Annotated in this window: 14 protein-coding genes; 12 read left to right on the top strand and 2 right to left on the bottom strand. The window is 62.7% G+C overall.

Annotated elements, in window-relative coordinates; genetic code table 11:
• Positions 1-31 precede the first annotated feature (31 nt).
• The gene (locus tag PLO63_14555; protein HOI75363.1) at positions 32-748 is read right to left on the bottom strand and encodes an enoyl-CoA hydratase/isomerase family protein; all 717 of its coding nucleotides are present in this window, start codon (positions 746-748) and stop codon (positions 32-34) included.
• Between the two features lie 297 nt (positions 749-1,045).
• Here PLO63_14555 and PLO63_14560 point away from each other — a divergent pair, with 297 nt between their 5' ends.
• From PLO63_14560 to PLO63_14590, 7 genes are all read left to right on the top strand, one after another.
• Positions 1,046-2,725, top strand: a complete 1,680-nt coding sequence (locus PLO63_14560; GenBank protein HOI75364.1) for a glycosyltransferase family 39 protein — start codon at positions 1,046-1,048, stop codon at positions 2,723-2,725.
• 94 nt (positions 2,726-2,819) lie between these two features.
• Positions 2,820-3,968 carry an aminotransferase class I/II-fold pyridoxal phosphate-dependent enzyme gene (locus tag PLO63_14565; protein ID HOI75365.1) on the top strand — a complete coding sequence of 383 codons (1,149 nt, stop codon included), beginning with the start codon at positions 2,820-2,822 and terminating at the stop codon, positions 3,966-3,968.
• Positions 3,965-4,975, top strand: a complete 1,011-nt coding sequence (locus tag PLO63_14570; GenBank protein ID HOI75366.1) for a glycosyltransferase — start codon at positions 3,965-3,967, stop codon at positions 4,973-4,975. Before PLO63_14565 ends, PLO63_14570 begins: the two co-directional genes overlap by 4 nt.
• Before the next feature lie 62 nt (positions 4,976-5,037).
• A complete protein-coding gene (locus PLO63_14575) occupies positions 5,038-5,757 on the top strand; it encodes a PaeR7I family type II restriction endonuclease (protein ID HOI75367.1) in 720 nt (239 codons plus the stop codon).
• On the top strand, positions 5,754-6,662 hold the full coding sequence (locus PLO63_14580; GenBank protein HOI75368.1) for a site-specific DNA-methyltransferase: 909 nt from the start codon (positions 5,754-5,756) through the stop codon (positions 6,660-6,662). The genes PLO63_14575 and PLO63_14580 overlap by 4 nt, the downstream gene beginning before the upstream one ends.
• 22 nt (positions 6,663-6,684) lie before the next feature.
• Positions 6,685-7,629 (top strand): formyltransferase, encoded by a 945-nt coding sequence (locus PLO63_14585; GenBank protein ID HOI75369.1) that lies wholly within the window; start codon positions 6,685-6,687, stop codon positions 7,627-7,629.
• A 90-nt stretch (positions 7,630-7,719) separates the two neighbouring features.
• A complete protein-coding gene (locus tag PLO63_14590; GenBank protein HOI75370.1) occupies positions 7,720-9,936 on the top strand; it encodes a diguanylate cyclase in 2,217 nt (738 codons plus the stop codon).
• Here the strand turns inward: PLO63_14590 and nhaA are convergent.
• The gene (gene nhaA, locus PLO63_14595; GenBank protein ID HOI75371.1) at positions 9,933-11,360 is read right to left on the bottom strand and encodes a Na+/H+ antiporter NhaA; all 1,428 of its coding nucleotides are present in this window, start codon (positions 11,358-11,360) and stop codon (positions 9,933-9,935) included. The genes PLO63_14590 and nhaA overlap by 4 nt on opposite strands.
• A gap of 440 nt (positions 11,361-11,800) precedes the next feature.
• Between nhaA and PLO63_14600 the strand changes: the two genes are divergently transcribed.
• The 5 genes from PLO63_14600 to PLO63_14620 all read left to right on the top strand — a co-directional run bounded on the left by PLO63_14600 (position 11,801) and on the right by PLO63_14620 (position 20,661).
• Positions 11,801-12,832 carry a bifunctional UDP-4-keto-pentose/UDP-xylose synthase gene (locus PLO63_14600; protein ID HOI75372.1) on the top strand — a complete coding sequence of 344 codons (1,032 nt, stop codon included), beginning with the start codon at positions 11,801-11,803 and terminating at the stop codon, positions 12,830-12,832.
• 615 nt (positions 12,833-13,447) lie between these two features.
• A complete protein-coding gene (locus PLO63_14605) occupies positions 13,448-14,308 on the top strand; it encodes a polysaccharide deacetylase family protein (GenBank protein HOI75373.1) in 861 nt (286 codons plus the stop codon).
• Positions 14,309-14,370: 62 nt separating this feature from the next.
• On the top strand, positions 14,371-17,082 hold the full coding sequence (locus tag PLO63_14610) for a UPF0182 family protein (protein ID HOI75374.1): 2,712 nt from the start codon (positions 14,371-14,373) through the stop codon (positions 17,080-17,082).
• Between the two features lie 88 nt (positions 17,083-17,170).
• Positions 17,171-17,785 (top strand): YqaA family protein, encoded by a 615-nt coding sequence (locus PLO63_14615; GenBank protein ID HOI75375.1) that lies wholly within the window; start codon positions 17,171-17,173, stop codon positions 17,783-17,785.
• 161 nt (positions 17,786-17,946) lie between these two features.
• Positions 17,947-20,661 carry a cation-transporting P-type ATPase gene (locus tag PLO63_14620; protein ID HOI75376.1) on the top strand — a complete coding sequence of 905 codons (2,715 nt, stop codon included), beginning with the start codon at positions 17,947-17,949 and terminating at the stop codon, positions 20,659-20,661.
• Positions 20,662-20,685: the final 24 nt, after the last annotated feature.

The following is a 20,685-nucleotide window of genomic DNA, read 5'->3' on the forward strand; positions in this document are numbered from 1 at the left end:
TCACGCAGCATCCGAGCGTTTCCCGCGGCCGCTACATCATGATTTTGAGGGAATCAATATACTTCGGATCCTCGTTCTCAATGGCGGCGAGAATGCCCTTGTGGAACCGCTTCTTCATCTCCCCGAAGATGGGCCGTTTTTTCTGGTAGGTCCGGGCGAATGCGACGGCGTCCTTCAGAAGGGTCTCCTCGTCGGGGCAGGCCTTCTCGATGACATGGTGGGCCGCCAGTTCGTCGGCGCCGTATCGTTTTCCGCTGAACGCCGCCTCCTGGAGTTTGTAGTAGGGGAAGGCCTTCGTGATGATGGCCTGCATGCCCGGCAGGAAGGGGATGCTGATGTCCACCTCGGGAAAGCAGAAGAAGCCGCGGCCCGACTTCATGAAGCGGAAGTCGCAGCAGCAGGCCATGATGCTGCCGTCACCGAAGGCGTGGCCGTTGATGGCGGCGATGACCGGCATGGGGAAGGTGAGGATCCGTACGAACATCCTGTTCAGGCCGTGGAGGAAGTCCTTGATGTCCTGAAAGCGCTTTTCGTTGAAGGCGCCGGTGATCCACACCAGGTCGATGCCCTGGGACCAGTTCTTGGGATCGCTGGAGGCGATGACGACGGAAGTGATCTCCGGGTCCGCCTCGATTTCGTCAAGGGCCTTCAGAATCGCCGCCGTGAAATCCGGGTTGTGGCGGTTTTCGCCGCCGTTCATGGTGAGGATGGCCACTGTTTCGTCCTTTTTCCATTCGATCAAAGCCATGGTGGTACCTCCATCGGGATAATGGGAGCGGCCGGATTGCCCCGGCACCGGGAAAACGGGGGAATGAGCGGGCAGGATGCCCGGGGCCGAACCGGATTTCCCCCGGCCGTTCCGGCACCGTGTGTAGCGGAGACAGCCGTCGGTTGTCAATGGATTTGAACCCTTGCGAGGAGTGATCCGCCGGCGTTTCCTGCATGGCGGCCGCCCGTCCTGCTTTCCCGTCACAACCCGTTTGTCCGTTGACAAGGGGGGGCGGTCTTTATATGATTCGCCACTTTTTTCGGCACCGAGGAGACCGTGAAAGACTGGGAAAAAATTCTGATTCTTTGCATTGTCCCGCTGATTCTCTACGTCGGCACGCTCCCCTTCATGCCCCTGATGGAGCCCGACGAGGGGCGCTACAGCGGCATCCCCGCCGAGATGATCGCAACGGGCGATTACATCACCCCCCGCCTCAAGGGGGTCGTCTACTTCGAGAAACCGCCCCTGATGTACTGGGCGACGGCCCTGTCCTTCCACGTCTTCGGGCAGAACGAGTTCGCTTCCCGCCTGCCCGCGGCCCTCTGCGCCTGGGGCCTGATCCTCCTGGCCTGGCGGATGGGACTGTATTTCCACGATCGGAAAACGGGGCTCTGCGCCGCCGCCGTCCTGACGACCTGTCTCTTCCATGCCGCCATCGGGCGGATCAACATCCTCGACATGCCGCTGGCCTTCTTCGTCTGCACGGCCGTCTGGGCGGGGTTTCGCTTTTTTTCCGGGGGGGCGTACCGAAGGAGCTGGCTGTACCTGTTTTTTCTCCTCTCCGGACTGGCCTTCCTGACGAAGGGGCTCATCGGCATCGTATTCCCGGCGGCTACCTTGGGGCTCTGGCTCGTCCTCTCACGGCGCTGGCGGGACATCCTGAGGTTCTTCTCGCCGGTCGGCATCCTCCTGTTCCTCCTGGTGACGCTCCCCTGGCTCATTCTTGTCCAGGAGCGGAACCCGGACTTTTTCCGCTTCTTCTTCATCCAGGAGCATTTCCTGCGCTATACAACAAAGTTCCACCAGCGGCACGAGCCCTTCTGGTTCTTCCTGCCGGTCCTGGTCGGCGGGATCATCCCCTGGCTGGGCTTTCTGCCGTCCGTCTCGGGCGGGTTCCGCCGCAAGTGGTTGGAATCCTTCGGTGCGGAGGAGAAGCGCTTCCTCCTGACGTGGTTCGGATTCATCCTGGTCTTCTTCTCCATTTCATCCTCCAAGCTTGTGCCCTACGTCACCCCGCTGTTCCCGCCCCTGGCGGTCTTCCTGGGGCGGCTGTTCCTGGTGTCGGAGGGCGAGGCGACAGGGGGATGGAAGGTGCGCGGGCCGGTGATCTTCCAGTCGGTTCTCCTGGGAGCGGCCCTCTTTGTGCCGGTCTTCCTGCCGCAACGCAGCGTGTCGCCGGCGGAATGGCTGCTGTGGATCGCCCCGTCCCTGTTCCTGGTAATCCTGCTGGCCTTCCTGCCGGACCGACTTCAGCGTCATGGCCGGATCGGCCGGCTCCCGGGAATCTACCTCGTCTCGGCAATGCTCTTCGTGTCGCTGGTCTTTCCCGCCGCGCGGTTCCTGACGCCCTATAAGTCGGCCCTGCCGGTCGTCCAGGCGATGCCGCAGCATCTCCCGGCGGGGCAGAAGCTCTACCAGTTTCGGATCAACCTCTATGGAATCGATTTTTATACGGGAGTGCGAACGCCCGTGGTGGACGAGGTGGGCGAGCTTTTCTACGGTGCCCTCAAAATCCCCGAGAGCGAGCGCCAGAAATGGTTCATGATGTTCTTCGAGTTTTTCCGCTTCTACCGGCAGGGGCACGAGATCTACCTGGTGACGGTGGACCGGGAGAACGTGGACTTCATCCGGAAGGAGGTCCCCGCCATGGAGATCCTGTGGACGAACGGGAACTACGTCATGATCCGCCTGCCGATGCCGGAGCAACGCGAGGCGCCGCCGGATCCCGGGTATTGACAGGAGGGGCGCGCTCCGCATAGGGTTTGGTCCGGAGAGGTTTTTTATCGCGGAAATGGAACCGCAGCCCCGGGGCGGCGGAAAGAGGGTTCGAATGAACATACGCGAAGAGTTTCTTCCTTTCAGCAGGCCGAGCATCGGGGATCGAGAGGTGGTGGAAGTGACCGCCTGCCTCCGGTCCGGGTGGATCACCACGGGTCAGAAATGCCTGGACCTGGAGACCCGGTTCCGGGAGCGGACGGGGGCGCGCTGCGCTGTTTCCCTGACCTCCGCCACGGCGGGGATGCACCTTCTCCTCCTGGCCCTGGGGATCGGGCCGGGGGACGAGGTGATCACTCCTTCCCTGACCTTTGCCTCCACGGTCAACCAGATCGTCCTGGCCGGTGCGGTACCGGTCTTCGTGGACGTGAACTACGACACCCTGAACCTGAAGGTGTCCGAGGTGGAGGGGGCGATCACCCCCCGGACGAAGGCGGTGATTCCCGTCCACTTCGCCGGTGCGCCGGCGGATATGGCCCCCCTGCTGGACGTTGCCCGGAGGAAGGGCGTCGCCGTGATCGAGGACGCCGCCCATGCCATCGGCACCGTGTGCCGGGGAACCCATGCCGGGGGATTCGGCTGCCCGGCGATCTTTTCGTTCCACCCGATCAAGAACATCACCACCGGCGAGGGGGGAATGGTCACCCTCGACGACGAGACCCTGGAGCGGAAGATCCGGCTGCTGCGCTTCCACGGCATTGAGCGGGACGCCTGGAAGCGCTACGGCAAGGGCGGGGATCCGTCCTACGACATCCGGGAGCCCGGGTTCAAGTACAACCTGACGGACATCCAGGCGGCCCTCGGAGTCGTCCAGATGGACCGGGTGGAGGAATTCAACGCCCGGCGACGCCTGCTGGCGGGATTGTACCGGGATGGACTGTCCGGGATCGACGGCCTCGACCTGCCGGGTGTTCCGGCTTATCCCCACGAGCACCCCTGGCACCTTTTTGTGGTCAAGGTGTCCGCCCTGCCGCGTGAACGGTTCATGGAAGGCCTGGCGGAGCGAAACATCGGCTACGGCCTCCATTTCCCGGCAGTGCACCGGCTGGCTTTCGTTCGGGAGCGCTTCGGCGACGCCTCGTCCCGCCTGCCGGAGACGGAGCGGGCGGCGGACCGGATCCTGTCGCTCCCCCTGTTCCCGGACATGACGGAGGGTGACATCGCCTATGTCTGCGAGGCTGTCCGGGAGATCCTGGGCCGATGAGAAGGCCGGCGGAGGAGCCGGAGAAGGCGGGAGCCGGCGTGAAGGGAGTGATGGCCGTGAATCCGAAACAGATGGTGTCCGTTGTCATCCCCGTCTACAACGAGGAGAAGAACCTGGAGGCCCTCCTCGGGAGGCTCCGGCCTGTCCTGGAAGGCCTGGACAGGCCGTACGAGATCGTCCTCATCGACGACGGCAGCCGGGACCGCTCCCTCACGATCCTGAAAGGATTCGCGAAGGAGCCCGGCGTCCGGGTGGTGGAGCTGACCCGGAACTACGGGCAGCACGCGGCGATCATGGCGGGCTTTTCCATTCTCCGGGGCGGGATCGTCGTGACCATGGACGCGGACCTGCAGAATCCCCCCGAGGAGATCCCCCGGCTCCTCAGGACCATGGAAGAGGGAGACTACGACGTCGTGGGGACCATCCGCAGGGCCCGGAAGGACTCGATCTTCCGCAAGGTTCCCTCCCGGATCGTCAACATGATGGCCCGCCGGATCACCGGGGTCCACATGACCGACTGGGGCTGCATGCTCCGGGCCTATCGCCGGCCCGTGGTGGAGCGCATGAGCGCCTGCCACGAGCACGCAACGTTCATTCCCGCCCTGGCCACCGTCTTCGCCAAGCGGGTAACGGAGATCGAGGTGGCCCACGAGGAGCGCCACGGCGGGGCGTCCAACTACCCCCTGCGCAAGCTGATCAACCTCCAGTTCGACCTGGTGGCGTCCTTCTCCGACTTTCCCATGAAGATGCTCATGTACGGCGGCATCGCCATGTCCGTCCTGGGGGTGCTTTTCGGCCTGTTCCTCGCCGTGGCCCGCCTTGTATACGGAGCCCTCTGGGCGGCCCAGGGCGTCTTCACCCTCTTCGCCATCCTCTTCGTCTTCGTGGGGATGCAGTTTTTCGCCCTCGGCGTCATCGGCGAGTACATCGGCCGGATCTACCGGGAAGTGAGGAAGCGCCCCGAATACGTCATCGAGCGGGTCCACGGGGTGGAAGAAGGAACATAAAAGAGACGATTATCTTTTGATCGATAAAGGCAGGGGGTGCGATTCTCGTGAATCGGCGAAGCATGTTTCTGGATGCGGATAAAAGGACGAGAGAGGCTGTCGTCCATTTCTGGCGAACCCGTGCGGAACAGCAGAAAAGACAGAAAAGTAGCGGTAAAACGGATCAGGGATCGCGAAGCGCCGTGACCGGTGGAGCACAGATGGATGGGTTCATGGATCTGTTTTCAACGGTCGCCATCCGTGCAGGGATCCCGGAAACATGTGTTTTCAGGAAAAAAGCGGTCGAGCTTCCAGGATTTTTCCGTGCTACCAAGGAATGGGACCTGCTCGTTGTCCGGGATCGGAAACTCATTGCGGTGATTGAGGCAAAATCGCAGGTGGGACCGTCTTTCGGGAATAATTTCAACAATCGGACCGAAGAGGCCATCGGCAGCGCCGCCGACCTCTGGACCGCCTTCCGGGAGCGTGCATACATGGACAGTCCCGCTCCCTTTCTCGGTTATTTCTTTCTCCTGGAGGATTGCGACGCCTCCCATCGGCCGGTCCGGGTCGAAGAGCCGCATTTCAAGGTCTTTCCGGAATTCGTGAACGCCTCCTATATGAAGCGTTATGAACTGTTGTGCAGGAAACTCGTGCTGGAAAGGCATTACTCGACTGCAGCGTTCATCACTTCGACACGAACCGAAGGTTCCGCAGGATCTTATCGGGAACCTGCAGGGGACCTTTCCATGGATCGTTTTTTGCGGACCCTTGCCGGCCAGATCCAGGCGCATGTAACATGATGGAAACGACGCACAGACTCATCCATGGTGATTCACGGGAGCTGTCTTTTCTGGAAGACGAGTCCGTGCATCTCGTCCTGACATCTCCGCCCTACTGGAATCTGAAGCGTTACAACGAACATCCGCAGCAGTTGGGACATATTCAGGATTATGAGGACTTTCTCTCAGAGTTGGAAAGGGTATGGCGGCATATTTTCCGGATTCTTGTGCCCGGAGGGAGACTCGTCTGTGTCGTCGGTGATGTCTGTGTGGCGAGGCGTGAATACGGCCGTCATCTCGTCTTTCCTCTCCATGCGGATATCTGCGTTTCCTGCCGGCGCATCGGCTTTGACAACCTGAATCCGATTGTCTGGCACAAGATCGCCAACGCATCCTACGAAGTTAACAATGGTTCGAAATTCCTTGGGAAACCATACGAGCCGAATGCAATTATCAAGAATGACATGGAGTTTATCCTCATGCAGCGCAAACCCGGCGGTTACAGGAAGCCGACGGAAAGCCAACGCAGTGGTAGCAAAATCGGCAAGGATGACTTTGACCGCTGGTTTCAGCAGATCTGGAACATCCCCGGGGCATCGACCAAACGCCACCCGGCGCCGTTTCCACTGGAACTGGCCATGAGGATCGTTCGCATGTTCTCGTTTGTCGGGGACACGGTGCTCGATCCTTTTTGCGGTTCGGGAACGACCATGGTCGCTGCACTCAGGACGGATAGGAACAGCATCGGGGTCGAGATCGATTCGGACTATTGCCGGATGTCGGCTCGCTATCTAAAAGCGGAGAGTTCCGATCTTTTTTCGACGGCCCGGCTGGTCTTTGAGAAGGCCCGACAGGAGGCCCCCCTGCTTGTCAGGGAAGACCAGGAACTGTACTCGGTTCGGCCGGCAAGGCACAAACTGGATTAGGAGCACTTTGGGGGATCGAGCCGTGAACGCCGTCGTCTTCGCCTATTCCGACATGGGGATCACGGGACTGAACGCCCTGGAGGCGGCGGGCTTCGGGATCCGGACCATTATTTCCCACGAGGACGACCCGGGGGAAAACGTCTGGTTCGGCTCCGTCCGGGCCTGGGGGGAGGAGCGGGGCATCCCCGTCCTGTGTCCGGAGAGCGTGGGGACGCCGGAGTGGCGGGAGCGGATCGCCGCTCTTGCGCCGGAGACCATCTTTTCTTTCTACTACCGCCACATGATCCGCCCGGAGATCCTGGACCTGGCCGCCGCGGGGGCCTACAACCTTCACGGATCGCTGCTCCCGGCCTACCGGGGCCGCGCGCCGGTGAACTGGGTCCTGGTCAACGGAGAGACCCGCACCGGGGTCACACTCCACCACATGGTGGCGAAACCCGACGCGGGCGACATCGTCGGGCAGCGGGCCGTTCAGATCGCCTTCGAGGACACGGCGCTCACCCTCTACCGCAAGCTGTGCCGGGCGGCGACGGAGCTCCTGGCGGAAGTCCTCCCGCGGATCGCGGCAGGCACGGCCCCCCGGATCCCCATGGATCTTTCCCTGGGAAGCTACTATGGAGGCCGGAAGCCCGCCGACGGCCTCATCGACTGGAGCTGGCCGGCACTGCGCGTCTATAACCTGGTCCGTGCCGTGACGGACCCCTGGCCGGGGGCCTTCACGTTTCTCCCCGCGGGACAGAAGATGATCGTCTGGCGGGGGATGCCGGAGAACCCTGGAGGCGGCGGCACGACCGCCGATCACGGCCGGGTCCGGCTCGACGGCGGGCGCGTCTTCGTGAGTGCCGGGGAAGGGCGGCTGGAGTTGCTGGAGATCGAGATCGAAGGCCGCAGGATAAAGGGAGCCGCCATCCGGGAGTGCCTCCATCCATTGGAGGGTCTCTGTCTGGTCCGGGAGCCCGCAGCCTGACCGCGGGACGGACGGCGGGCAATGCTTCCCGGAAGCCTGCGGAAAGCGTTTTCTCTGTCGCATCAATCTACAGAGCGAAAAGGATTCACCATGAAGAAAGGGCAGCTGGAGACCCCGTTTCGCCTGACGATCCTGTCGGTTCTCCTGGTGGCCACGGTTGTTCTTGCCGGCTGGATTGCGACGGAAACCCTGTGTGAACAGGCCCGCGATGAGATTGTCCGGGAGGGCGAGGCCGCGGCCCTGACCATCTCGGTCCTCTTGGATTCCGAGTGCGAGAGAATCGAGGGTGCCGTCGGGGCCATGGCCGGTTCCCCCCTGGTCGTTGCCGCCCTGACCGGAGGGAAGGATGCCGACATCGAGCAGGCCAACGCCGCCCTGGACCGGTTCAACACCAGCCTGAACGCCTCCGTTTCCTACCTGATGGACCGGGAGGGACGGACCATTGCTTCCTCCAACCGCCATGCCCCGGACCGTTACGTCGGGATGTCTTTCCAGTCCCGGCCCTATTTCCAGGATGCGATCCGGGGCCTCGGCGGCCGGTATTTCGGGATCGGCCTCACATCGGGGAAACGGGGATTTTTTGCCAGCCGGGCGGTGAGGGACCGGGACGGAACGATCGTCGGTGTCGCCGCCATGCAAAAAAACCTCGACACGACGGAGTCTTTCTTCGGCAAATATCCCCACTGTTACCTGATCGATCCGAACGGGATCATTTTTCTGTCGAGCCACCCAGGACGGGTTCTGAAGGCCCTGTGGCCGATCCCCGCACCATCGGCGGCGGCACTCACCGCCTCCGGGCAATTCGGAAAGCCGTCCTTCGAGGCCGTCTTTGACGGTGAGGTTGTCGAGGGGACGGAGATCGCCCTGGACGGGGAGGAATTCCTCGTCTCGAGGAAGGTCTTCAACAAGGACGGCTGGTCCGTCATTCTCTTCACTTCGATGAGGCAGATCGGAATCTACCGGACGGCGGGTGTCCTGCTCACGGTCGCCGTTCTTCTGCTCTTCACGGTCGTCCTGTCGATGGTTCACATGGTGAGCCGGTCCCGGCGGGACATCGCGTTCAAGGAGGAGCGGTTCCGGGAGCTTTTCGGAAACATGAGCAGCGGTGTGGTCGTGTATGATGCCCTGCCCGACGGAATGGATTTTGTCGTCCGCGATCTCAACCGGTCCATGGAGAGGATCGGCAGGGTCCGAAAAGAGGCGGTCATCGGCATGAGCGTCCGGGACGTCTTCCCGGGCGTGCGGGGGATGGGCCTCCTGGACGTGTTCGTGCGCGTCTGGAGATCCGGGAAGCCGGAGCGGAACGGGGCATCGCTGTACCGGGACGACCGTGTCTCCCTGTGGCTCGAGAGTTACGTCTACAGGCTTCCCTCCGGCGAGGTCGTGGCCGTCTGCGACGACGTCAGCGAACGCAAAGCGGCGGAGGATGCCCTCCAGCGGAGCGAGGAAAAGTACCGGGAGATCCTTGAAAACATGTCGGAGGGCTACCTGGAGACGGACCTCCGCGGAAACCTGACCTTCTTCAACCCGGCGGCCTGCGCGATGCTGAAGTGTTCCCCGGAGGAGTTGCGGGGGCTGAATTATCAGCGAATCATGGACATCGAGACGGCTCCGGAGGTCGCGGAGGCGTTCGGGAAAGTCTATCGGACCGGCGTCGGCCTCAGCCTCTTCGAATGCCGCCTGGTCCGGAAGGACGGCGTCACCGTTCATGCGGAGACGTCCGTGAACCTGCGGAGGGACCCGGCGGGGAAGGCCGTCGGATTCAGCGGGATCGTCCGCGACATCTCGGAGCGGAAGCGCTTCGAGGAGGAGCTGCACAGGCAGTCCGTTTCCGACGCGATGACGGGCCTGTTCAACCGGCGCGGCTTTGTGGCGCTGGCGGAGAAGCAGATGAAGATCGCCGCCCGGAACCGGATGGAGATCGTGCTCCTCTTCGCCGATATGGACGGCCTCAAGTGGATCAACGACAACCTGGGCCACAAGAAGGGCGACGAGGCGATCGTCGAGGCCGCCTCGGTCCTGAAGGAGGCTTTCCGGGAATCCGACATCATCGCCCGCGTGGGAGGGGATGAGTTCGTGGTTCTGGCGCTGGGGGCGTCCATGCAGAACACCGCTTCCATCACCGGCCGCTTCGAGGAATGCCTCCGCGTTCACAACGCCCGCGAGGGCCGGGATTACAAAATATCCATCAGCATCGGCATGGTGCGGTGCGATCCGCAGGAGTCCGGCAATCTCGACGAGCTGATGACCCGGGCGGATACGCTCATGTACGAGCAGAAGAAGCAGAGGAAGGCCCAGCGGGTTTAGGAGGTCCCGGCGGTTCCTCCGCCGGTTGCGCAGCCTGTGTCCGGCGCGGTGGAGCCTGGATGCCGGCTCCCTTTCTCCCTGGTTCCCCCGGCGAGGTACATCCAGGCAAATCCGATCACCGCGGCCACAAGCGACGCCGAAAGGATTCCCAGCTTGGCCTTTTCAGCGAGGGACGGATCCCCGGGAAAGGCCAACTGGCTGATGAAGAGCGACATGGTGAAGCCGATTCCGGCCAGCCAGGAGACCCCGCACAGGTGAATCCACCCGACACCCCTGGGAAGGACGGCCAGTCCGGTCCGGACGGCCAGCCAGCTTGCCCCGCTGATCCCGGCGAACTTGCCCAGGACAAGACCGAGCACCACCCCGAGGGTGACCGGGTCCGCCAGGGCCTCCCAGCCCTCGATGGTTGAGAAATCCACCCCCGCGTTGGCGAAGGCGAAGAGAGGAATCACTCCGAAAGTGACCCAGGGAGCGAGGGTGTGCTCGATCCTCTGCTGGGGAGATTGGACCGCAATGGCCTCTTTCTCCAGGGCTTCCGCGAGGGCGGCCATGCGAAGGCTGCTCAGGGGATTTCCCGAGGATTCGGGATCGCAGGTCTCGGCATGGAAGGCATCCTTCAGCTCTTCCAGTGAGCGATCGAACTGTTCCGGCGTGTGGGCGGGCTTCGCGGGGATCGTGAAGGCCAGCAGGACGCCGCCGATGGTGGCGTGGACACCCGACTTCAGAAGAAATATCCAGAGCAGGATCCCCGCCAGGACATAGGGAAGCGGATGCCGGATGCCTCCCCGGTTGAGCATCGTCAGGAACAGGAGCATGACGCCCGCCGAGCCCAGGCTCGCCCCGTCGATGGCCTGGGTGTAGAAGATGGCGATGACGAGGACCGCTCCCAGGTCGTCGACGATGGCGAGGGCGGTCAGAAAAATGATCACGTTCCGGGGAACCCGCCAGGCAAGCAATACGAGGATTCCCACAGCGAAGGCAATGTCCGTGGCCATGGGGATGCCCCAGCCCGCTGCAGCCGGTCCCGCCGGATTCAGCAGGAAGTAGATCAGCGCGGGTACAGCCATCCCGCCGGCCGCGGCCACCATCGGCAGGGCGGCGTCTTTCGGGCTCGAAAGCTCTCCCACCAGGAATTCCCGCTTCAACTCCAGTCCCACCAGCAGGAAGAACAGGGCCATGAGCCCCTCGTTGACCCAGTGATGGAGAGTGAGGCGAAGGAAAACCTCTCTGCCCGCCGTGATCCCGACGGTCTGCTCGAAAAGGTGGTGGATCCATCCGCCCCAGGGCGTATTGGCAAAGAGGATGGTGAATACGGTCGTCCCGATGAGCACGATTCCGCCCGCCGTGGTCTGCTTGAGAAAGCGCTCGAAGGGGCTCATGATGCGGCCGAAGAGTGTTTCCAGGGGGTAGGGTTTCAAATCCATGAGGATCTCTCCGGGATGTCGGGGGAATGGTGCCGCCGGAGCACGGGGCGGCAGCCGGACGGGGCAAAACGCACACCTGCACCCGGGGGCGGAGTCTCTGTGCTGAAGGCCTCTTGTAAAGGGGGCCATGAACCCCCGTCCGCCCGGGATTGCTCTGCCGGCGGGTCTGCAAAGCAGTGGTTTCATACCATAAAATGATGAAATATTCAAGGGATGGGGTCCCTTCCAGGCATGCGGCGGTGTGGTGGAGAGCCCGTCTCGAACAAAGCTCCGTTTGTCGACCGCGGCGAACCGGGAGAAGATGCCGGCTGGAGCGGATGTAGCCGGATTGCCGGGCGATTGCCGATAAGGGTTGCGCAAAGCGGTAAAAAATCGTAGAAGGCGGTTCCCGCCGGAACGGAATCGCGGGAAACCATTTCAGTTTTTTAGGGGACAAGGGCATGGCAGCGAAGAAAATCCTGATTCTGGGCGTCAACGGCTTCATCGGCCACCACCTGACCAACAAGATCCTGGACGAGACGGACTGGCTGGTCTACGGCATGGACCTGGCGGAAGACCGGCTCGGCCGCGCCCTCAACAACCCGCGGTTCCAGTTCCTCGAGGGCGACATCGCCATCAACCGCGAGTGGATCGAGTACCACGTCAAGAAGTGCGACGTCGTCATGCCGCTGGTGGCCATCGCCACGCCGAAACTCTATGTGGAGGATCCCATCGGCGTCTACCAGCTTGACTTCGAGATGAACCTCAACGTCGTCAAGCAGTGCGTCAAGTACCACAAGCGAGTCGTGTTCCCCTCCACGTCGGAGGTCTACGGCGCCTGTGCGGACCCGGAGTTCAGTGAGGACGAGAGTTTTCTCACGGTGGGACCCATCCAGAAGGAGCGCTGGATCTACTCGTGCTGCAAGCAGCTCCTGGACCGGGTCATTTATGCCTACGGCACCCGGGGGCACCTGGAGTTCACCCTGTTCCGCCCTTTCAACTGGGTGGGACCGCGCCTCGACTCCCTCGACACGGCCAAGGAGGGCAGTTCACGGGTGGTGACGCAGTTCATCGCGGAGCTGCTCATGCGACGGCCCATCACCCTCGTCGACGGCGGACACCAGAAGCGCTGCTTCACCTACGTGGACGACGGCATCGACGCGCTGATCCGGATCCTGGCGAACAGGGACGGCGCCTGCAAAAACGAGATCATCAACATCGGCAACCCCACGAACGAGTGCTCCGTCCGGGAGCTGGCCCATCTCCTGAAGGGAATCTTCACGGAGCACCCGGACCACCGGAACGACGAGGCCTACTCGGAGATCATCGAGAAGCCCGCGGAGGACTTCTACGGCAAGGGATACCAGGACATCTACACCCGCAAGCCCAGCATCGAGAAGGCCCGGCGCCTGCTGGGCTGGGAGCCGAAGGTGAGCCTGGAGGAGTCGATGCGGCGGACGCTGTACTCGTTCCTGGAAGAGAACAAACTCTGACAATCAACAGGCTGTTGAAAAAGGGCGTCTGCTGTGTTGCCCTCATCCCGCTCCGCTCGACGTACGAGAGAGTACGACCCGCGGCGCGGGATTTCGGGCGCCTTGCATCCGGGCATTTTTGAACAGCCCGCCCCATAATTCCGGCAGGGGCGTCCCAATTGCTCCTCTGGAAACCCCCGGTCGCACCCCCACGAACATTGGTCGGGGCACGGGGGCTGCCACGGGGGCTTCCGTTGTCGCGGACGTTTTTTCCCGCGTTCCCTTGTCGACTACCTGTCAGGCTGGAGGGATGGGAAAAAAGTCCTGATCGCTCCTCTGGAAACCCCCGGTCGCGCCCCCGCGAACATTGGTCGGGGAGTGGGGGCTTTCCAGAGCGCGAATAGCGGCTTTTTCGGGGTACCCTGCCGTCGCAACGTAGCACCCGCAAAGCCATCCGTCTCTGCGCCCCTGGGCGCGAGTTATGACTTTGCAGCGGAGCGAGACGCTGCAGGGTCGAAAAAACGCTCTTGAGCGCGAGGGAAGCCTCTCTCCCGCAATGCTCGAACGTCGTGCGACCCGTCTCGATTCCTTGTGAAGCGGAAGGGTGGATGGATAAGTAAGGATAAGAGGAGGGTGATGGATCCCGTCCTGGGCCTGAAAATCGATGTGGATACCTACCAGGGGATGAAGAACGGGGTACCCCGTCTCCTGGATATCCTCGGGGACTTCGGCCTGAAGGGGACCTTCTTTCTCAGCGTCGGCCCCGACGCCTCGGGTCGGGCGGTCCTCCAGCTCTTGAAGAATCCCCGGTTCCTCAAGAAGATGCTCCGGACGAACGCTCCGGGGCTATATGGTTTCCGGACCGCACTCTACGGCACGCTCCTGCCGTCACCCATGATCGCCCTGTCTTTCCCGGGACACGTCCGGCGTATCCTGGACGGTGGACACGAGGTCCAGTTCCATGCCTGGGACCACCGGCGCTGGCAGGACGACCTCACGGAGAAATCCCGGGAGTGGATCGCGGACTGGTTCGAGCGGGGGATTGGGGGATTCCGGTCCCTCACGGGCCGGCTTCCGGAGGCCTTCGGCGCCCCGTCATGGAGGGTCGACGACCGGGTCCTTTCCGTCCTGGCCGGATACCGGTTCGACTACCTGAGCTGCACCCGCGCGGCGGAGCCTTTCGTGTACGATACCCTGGGGATTCCCGAGATTCCTTCGAATCTTCCATGCTTCGAGGAGGCCGGCATCGAGGGGGCCACGGAGACGGTCCTTCGGGCCCTCCGGGGAGGGGGCCGCCACGTGCTTCCCGTTCACGCCGAGGCGGAGGGGGGCATCTGGGACCGGCCCTTCATGGACCTTCTCGAACGGATCCGGTCCGCCGGATGCCGTGTTGCTACCCTGGGGGAAATAAAAGAGGAACTGGATACCGCGACGCTGCTGCGGCGACGTCCCCGCCTGGAGCTTCTCCAGGGGCGGGCGTTTCCGTGTGCGGTCTGAGGGCGCGGGCTTTCGGGCGCATGCCGCCGGAACTCCACCCTTCATAAAAGAGAGGAACGAACATGAGAACAAATCGATGGATTGTCGCTGCCTTGTTCGCCGTTGTGCTGATCGTCCTGCCGATGGTCTCGTCGCTCATCGACCTGTACGTCGACTGGCTCTTTTTCATGGAGACGGAGTACACGAGCGTCTTCACGAAGACCCTGGCGACACAGGTCGCCTCCGGATCCGTCCTCGCCCTGCTGTTCCTCGTCGTCGCGCTGGCAAACCTGTTCCTTGCCAATCGGATTGTGTTTCCCCCGCACACCCCATACCAGATCGGCGGTGCCCCCCTCCCGATTCCTCCCGGGGCCGTGAAGGGGGTGCGCCTCATTATCACGGGCCTGATTCTGCTGTTTGCGATGGTCGTGGCGGGCAAGTGGGGGGCCTCCCTCTGGGACGACATCCTGCTGTTCCTGAACGCCGGGACCGTCGGCATTAAAGATCCGGTCTTCGGAAACGACATCGGGTTTTATCTCTTTCAGTTTTCCCTTCTCGATTCCTTCAAACAGGTCGTGGATTTCTGCCTGATCCTGACCGCCATCGTGACGGGGATTTTCTACTTCCTGGGCGGCGGTGTCCTGCTTACGCAGCGGCAGATCCATGTCGATCCGCGGGTCACCCGGCACCTGGGAGTCCTGCTGGGCCTCCTGATTGTGAACATGGGCTTGGGCTTTTACCTCGATTCCCTGCGCATGCTCTACTCCGACCACGGGGTCGTCTTCGGGGCGAGCTACACCGACGTCCACGCCCGGCTCCTCGGATACCGGATCCTGACGGTGCTCACCCCCCTGGCCGGCATCGGCGTGATCGCGGGAATCTTCCGGAAAAACATGAAGTGGGCGGCGGCTCCTCTGGGGCTCGTGTTTGTCGTGTATTTCCTGGGCATTGCGATCTACCCGGCGGTCCTGCAGAAATTCAAGGTGACCCCCAACGAACTGCTCCTGGAGACTCCCTTCATCGAGAACAACATCCGCATGACCCGGCTGGGCTACGACCTGGACCGTATCCAGGAGATTCCCTTCGATGTCGCCTACAACCTCACGGGCCGTGACATCGACCGGAACGATGCGACCATCCGGAACATCCGCCTCTGGGACCATGCCCCGCTCTTGCGCACCTACAGCCAGTTGCAGCAGATCCGGACATACTACCGGTTCACGGACGTCGACAACGACCGCTACACCGTTGACGGGAAGTACCTTCAGGTCATGCTGTCGCCGCGGGAGCTGTCCTACGCCGACCTGCCGAGCAAAACCTGGATCAACGAGCGGCTCATCTTCACCCACGGCAACGGACTGACCCTGGGGCCGGTGAGCCGGATCAGCAGGGAGGGGCTGCCGGAGTTCTTCATCAAGGACATCCCGCCTGTGGGGAGCACGGACCTGAAGGTGACACGCCCGGAAATCTATTACGGGGAGATGTCCAACGACTACGTTGTCGTGAAGACGAAGATCCCCGAGTTCAGCTACCCAACGCCGGAAGGAAACATCTATACCTCCTATGCCGGGAAAGGGGGGACGGAGACGGGTTCCCCGGCACGCCGGCTCCTCTTCTCCATGAAGTTCAAGACGGAGAAGATCTTCTTTTCCTCCGACATCACCTCCGAGAGCCGGATCCTCATCTACCGGAACGTCCGGGAGCGGATCCGGAAAATCGCCCCCTTCCTCCTCTTCGACGCGGACCCTTACATGGTGATCGACGGGGAGGGAAAGCTGGTCTGGATGGTGGACGCCTATACGGCCTCGTCCCGGATGCCGTATTCGAAGCCGGCTCCCCGCAACAACCCCCTCGTGCGGAACGCCAACTACATCCGGAACGCCGTCAAAGTCACCGTGGACGCCTATGACGGCAACGTTCTCTTCTATGTCAGCGATCCCGGTGACAGCATCATCCAGGCCTACATGCGGATCTTTCCGAAGCTGTTCCGGAGCCTGGAGGAGATGCCCGCCGTCCTGAAGCGCCACATCCGGTATCCCCAGTCGCTCCTGCAGCTCCAGGCCTCCCTGTACACGGCCTACCACATGACGGATCCGAAGGTGTTCTACAACAAGGAAGACCTCTGGGACGTCCCGGTTTTCAACGATAAATACATGCAGCCGTACTACACCATCATGAGGCTGCCCGATGCGAAGAAGGAGGAGTACATCCTTCTCCTTCCCTACACGCCGGCCAAGCGGGACAATCTGGCGGCGTGGCTGGCGGCGCGCTGCGACGCCCCCGAGTACGGAAAGCTCGTGGTTTACACCTTTCCCCGGGACCGGCTCATCTTCGGGCCCAAGCAGGTGGATGCGCGGATCAACCAGGATTCCTATATTTCCCAGCAGCTGACCCTCTGGAGCCAGCACGGCTCCAGGGTGATCCGGGGAAGCCTGCTGGTCATCCCCATCGAGCGGTCCCTCCTGTACGTGCAGCCGCTGTACCTTGCCGCCTCGGACGCGGTTGGACTGCCGGAGCTCAGGCGGGTCATCGTCGCCTACGAGAACGAAGTGGTCATGGAGGAGAACCTCGACCTGGCCCTGCAGCGGCTCTTCGGGGCACGGAGGGCGGCGGTCGCCTCCGCGGCGGCGGGAGCGCCCCCGGCGGCGGACAGGCAGGCATCCCTCCGGGACCTGGCGGCGGAGGCCATGAAGAACTATCAGCGGGCCCTGGAGATGCAGCGACAGGGCAACTGGGCGGGTTACGGGGAGGAGATCCGGAAGCTGGAACAGGTCCTGAAAAAAATGGCCAATTGACTTGTCCGGAGCGGGGAAATGAGGTAGGGAACTCTGCCGGTCCTCCCGATGGCGGGCCGGCCATGCCAACTCACGGACGTGCCAGCGGATGAAGCTCCTTAGACGCCTATACGATTGGGTCCTCCACTGGGCCGAAACACCCTACGGGGCGCCGGCCCTGTTCGTTCTCTCCTTTGCGGAGGCGTCGTTCTTCCCCGTTCCGCCGGACCCGCTGCTCATCGCCCTGGTGCTGGGCGCCCAGTCAAAGGCATTCCGCTTCGCAGCCAACTGTACGATCGCCTCCGTCCTTGGGGCGCTCCTGGGCTACGGGATCGGTTACTTCGTCTGGTGGGACGCCCCGAACGTATTTTCCCCGGTGGCCCTGTTCTTCTTCGATAACGTCCCCGGATTCACTGTGAACATGTTCCGCTACATCCAGGGTCTTTTCGAGACCTGGAACTTCTGGATCATCTTCACCGCCGGCTTCACCCCCATCCCCTACAAGGTCTTCACCGTCTCCGGCGGGGCCTTCGACGTGAACCTGCCCATGTTCCTGATCGCTTCGGTCGTCTCCCGGGGCGCCCGGTTCTTCCTGGTGGCCTTCCTGATCTGGAAGTTCGGGGGGCCCATCAAGAGCTTCATCGACCGGTACTTCAACTGGCTGGCCGTCCTTTTCACCGTACTTCTCGTCGGCGGCTTTGCCGTCATCAAGTATTTCCTGTAACTCTTCCGGGCTTGCCCCCACCGAGGCCGAAAACGACCCATTTCGTTGACGCGAGGGATCGTAATCGATAGACTGCCTTCCGGACTTTCCGCTGAACAAGGCGGGGCAAACGGCGCGGGGAAAGACACCCGGCGGAATTCGAGAAAGGAGGAAACCCGACGATGGAAACCCTGCTCTGCAAACACTGGCACCACTGCCGGTCCCGGGATGTGGCCGATTTCCTGGACACCGACCCCGAGCGCGGGCTCTCGCTTTTCGAGGTCAAGCACCGCCAGGAAAAGTTTGGTCCCAACACGGTGACCGTCAAGAAGCGGACCGGTCCCCTCATGCGATTCCTCAAACAGTTCCACCAGCCCCTCGTCTATATCCTTCTGGCCGCCGGGGGAATTACCGCACTCCTTCAGGAATGGGTCGATTCCTCGGTCATCCTGGGAGTCGTCCTGGTCAACGCCGTCATCGGCTACATCCAGGAGGACAAAGCGGAGCGGGCCATCGAGTCCCTGAAAAATCTGATGACCACCACCTCGACGGTTCTACGGGATGGAAAGCGCATCGCTGTTCCCTCGGCGGAGCTCGTGCCCGGCGACATCGTGCTCCTCCAGTCGGGCGACAAGGTTCCGGCGGACCTGCGCCTCCACATTTCGCGGGAACTGCGGATCGACGAATCGGCCCTCACGGGGGAGTCGGTGCCAGTGGAGAAAACGGAGGCGGAGCTGCCGCCCGATACGATCCTCGCCGACCGGAAGAACATGGCCTACGGCGGGACTCTTGTCAGCTACGGCCAGGGGCGGGGGATCGTCGTCGCCACTGGGGACAAGACGGAGACGGGCCGGATCTCCGAGCTGGTCGCGGGGGCGGCGGACCTGTCGACCCCTCTGACAAAAAAAATCGCCCGGTTCAGTACGATCCTCCTCTGGGCCATCCTGGTCCTGGCGGGCCTGACCTTCGGCGTTGGACTCTGGAGGGGCGAGAGCGCCGTCGACATGTTCATGGCCGCCGTCGCCCTGGCGGTGGGGGCCATCCCGGAAGGGCTTCCCGCGGCGGTGACGATCACGCTGGCCATCGGCGTAAGCCGCATGGCCCGGAAACGGGCCATCATCCGGAAACTTCCCGCCGTGGAGACCCTGGGCAGCACCACGGTCATCTGCTCCGACAAGACGGGGACTCTCACGGAGAACCAGATGACGGTCCGCCGGATCTACGCGGGAGGCGATTTTTATGACGTTTCGGGGGTCGGCTACACTCCGGAGGGTTCGTTCTCGATCACGGGGAGGGATCTCCAGGCGCCGCTCCCGGAGGCACTGGCGGAATGCCTTCGGGCGGGTCTCCTCTGCAATGACGCCAGGCTCCTCCGGGAGGACGACATCTGGAAGATCCAGGGAGACCCCACGGAGGGGGCCCTGATCGTTGCCGCCGCCAAGGGACGACTGAACGCGGAGGAGACCGCCGGCGCCTTTCCGCGCCTCGACTCAATCCCCTTCGAGTCGGAGCGCCAGTACATGGCCACCCTCCACGGCGGCGGAAAGGGGGGTGCCGGAATCGTCTATTTCAAGGGGGCCGTGGAGCGTATCCTGACGAAGTGCGAAAACACTCTCGAAGCCGGAGGCGGCCTCCAGCCTGTTGATCGCACGGTGGTCCAGCAGGCTGCGGAGGACATGGCCGCCGGGGGTCTCCGGGTGCTGGCCCTTGCCAGGAAGGAAATGCCGGCGGGAAGCACCCGCATCGACGGGGAGGATGCATTTTCCGGCCTGACATTTCTCGGGTTTCAGGGAATGATCGATCCGCCGCGGCCGGAGGCCCTGGAAGCCGTGCGGCTCTGCCGGGCCGCCGGGATCGAGGTGAAGATGATCACCGGGGACCACGCCCTGACAGCCGCGACGATTGCCCGCCAGATCGGGATCGGGCGGCCGGACGGCGGGGAGGAGGCCGCCCCGGCGGCGTTGACCGGCCAGGATCTGGCCCGTCTCGGCGACGACGAGATGATCCGGGCCGCAGCGGAGGTCTCCGTCTTTGCCCGCGTGGCGCCGGAGCAGAAACTGCGCCTCGTGGAGGCGCTCCAGGCCCGCGGGCAGATCGTGGCCATGACGGGGGACGGCGTCAACGACGCCCCGGCCCTGAAACAGGCCGACATCGGCGTGGCCATGGGCATCACCGGAACCGACGTGGCCAAGGAGGCGGCGGACATGGTCCTCACGGACGACAACTTCGCCTCCATCACGCGGGCCGTGGAGGAGGGGCGCCGCGTCTTCGACAACCTCGTGAAGTTCATCATCTGGACGCTCCCGACGAACGGCGGCGAAGGGCTCGTCATCCTGGCCGCCATCCTGACGGGGACGACCCTGCCGATTCTTCCCGTTCAGATCCTCTGGATCAACATGACCACGGCGGTCCTCCTGGGCCTGATGCTGGCCTTCGAGCCCCAGGAGAAGGACGTCATGGAGCGTCCGCCCCGGGACCCCCGGGCGCCGCTCCTCGACAAGGTGATGATCGGCCGGATCCTCCTGGTGACGATCCTCATGCTGGGAGCCGTCTTCTCCCTCTTCCTCTGGCAGAAGGGACAGGGATATCCCATCGAGGTTGCCCGCACGGTGGCGGTCAACCAGTTTGTCATGATCGAGCTCTTCTACCTTTTCAACTGCCGGTCCCTGACCCGCTCCGCCTTCCGCATCGGCTTCTTCACCAACCCCTGGGTCCTGGTCGGATCGGCCGTGATGGTGGTCCTCCAGCTTCTGTTCACCTACACCCCCGTCATGAACCGGCTCTTCCAGACGGCCCCTGTCTCCATCCGGGATTGGGGTATCATATTGTTGATTTCATTTGGTGTTTATCTGGCCATCGGCCTGGAAAAGATGGTGCGAAACTGGAAGAAGTCCTGAATCGGAACCTTCAAGGAGCAAATC

The organism is Syntrophales bacterium (assembly GCA_035363115.1).
In the GTDB taxonomy this organism is placed as follows: domain Bacteria; phylum Desulfobacterota; class Syntrophia; order Syntrophales; family PHBD01; genus PHBD01.

Coding starts and splice junctions, on each gene's coding strand:
- PLO63_14605 (HOI75373.1), top strand. CDS start 13,448: ATGGATCCCGTCCTGGGCCTGAAAATCGATGTGGATACCTACCAGGGG.
- PLO63_14570 (HOI75366.1), top strand. CDS start 3,965: ATGAGAAGGCCGGCGGAGGAGCCGGAGAAGGCGGGAGCCGGCGTGAAG.
- PLO63_14620 (HOI75376.1), top strand. CDS start 17,947: ATGGAAACCCTGCTCTGCAAACACTGGCACCACTGCCGGTCCCGGGAT.
- PLO63_14615 (HOI75375.1), top strand. CDS start 17,171: ATGAAGCTCCTTAGACGCCTATACGATTGGGTCCTCCACTGGGCCGAA.
- PLO63_14590 (HOI75370.1), top strand. CDS start 7,720: ATGAAGAAAGGGCAGCTGGAGACCCCGTTTCGCCTGACGATCCTGTCG.
- PLO63_14565 (HOI75365.1), top strand. CDS start 2,820: ATGAACATACGCGAAGAGTTTCTTCCTTTCAGCAGGCCGAGCATCGGG.
- PLO63_14580 (HOI75368.1), top strand. CDS start 5,754: ATGATGGAAACGACGCACAGACTCATCCATGGTGATTCACGGGAGCTG.
- PLO63_14555 (HOI75363.1), bottom strand. CDS start 748: ATGGCTTTGATCGAATGGAAAAAGGACGAAACAGTGGCCATCCTCACC.
- PLO63_14600 (HOI75372.1), top strand. CDS start 11,801: ATGGCAGCGAAGAAAATCCTGATTCTGGGCGTCAACGGCTTCATCGGC.
- nhaA (HOI75371.1), bottom strand. CDS start 11,360: ATGGATTTGAAACCCTACCCCCTGGAAACACTCTTCGGCCGCATCATG.
- PLO63_14610 (HOI75374.1), top strand. CDS start 14,371: ATGAGAACAAATCGATGGATTGTCGCTGCCTTGTTCGCCGTTGTGCTG.
- PLO63_14575 (HOI75367.1), top strand. CDS start 5,038: ATGTTTCTGGATGCGGATAAAAGGACGAGAGAGGCTGTCGTCCATTTC.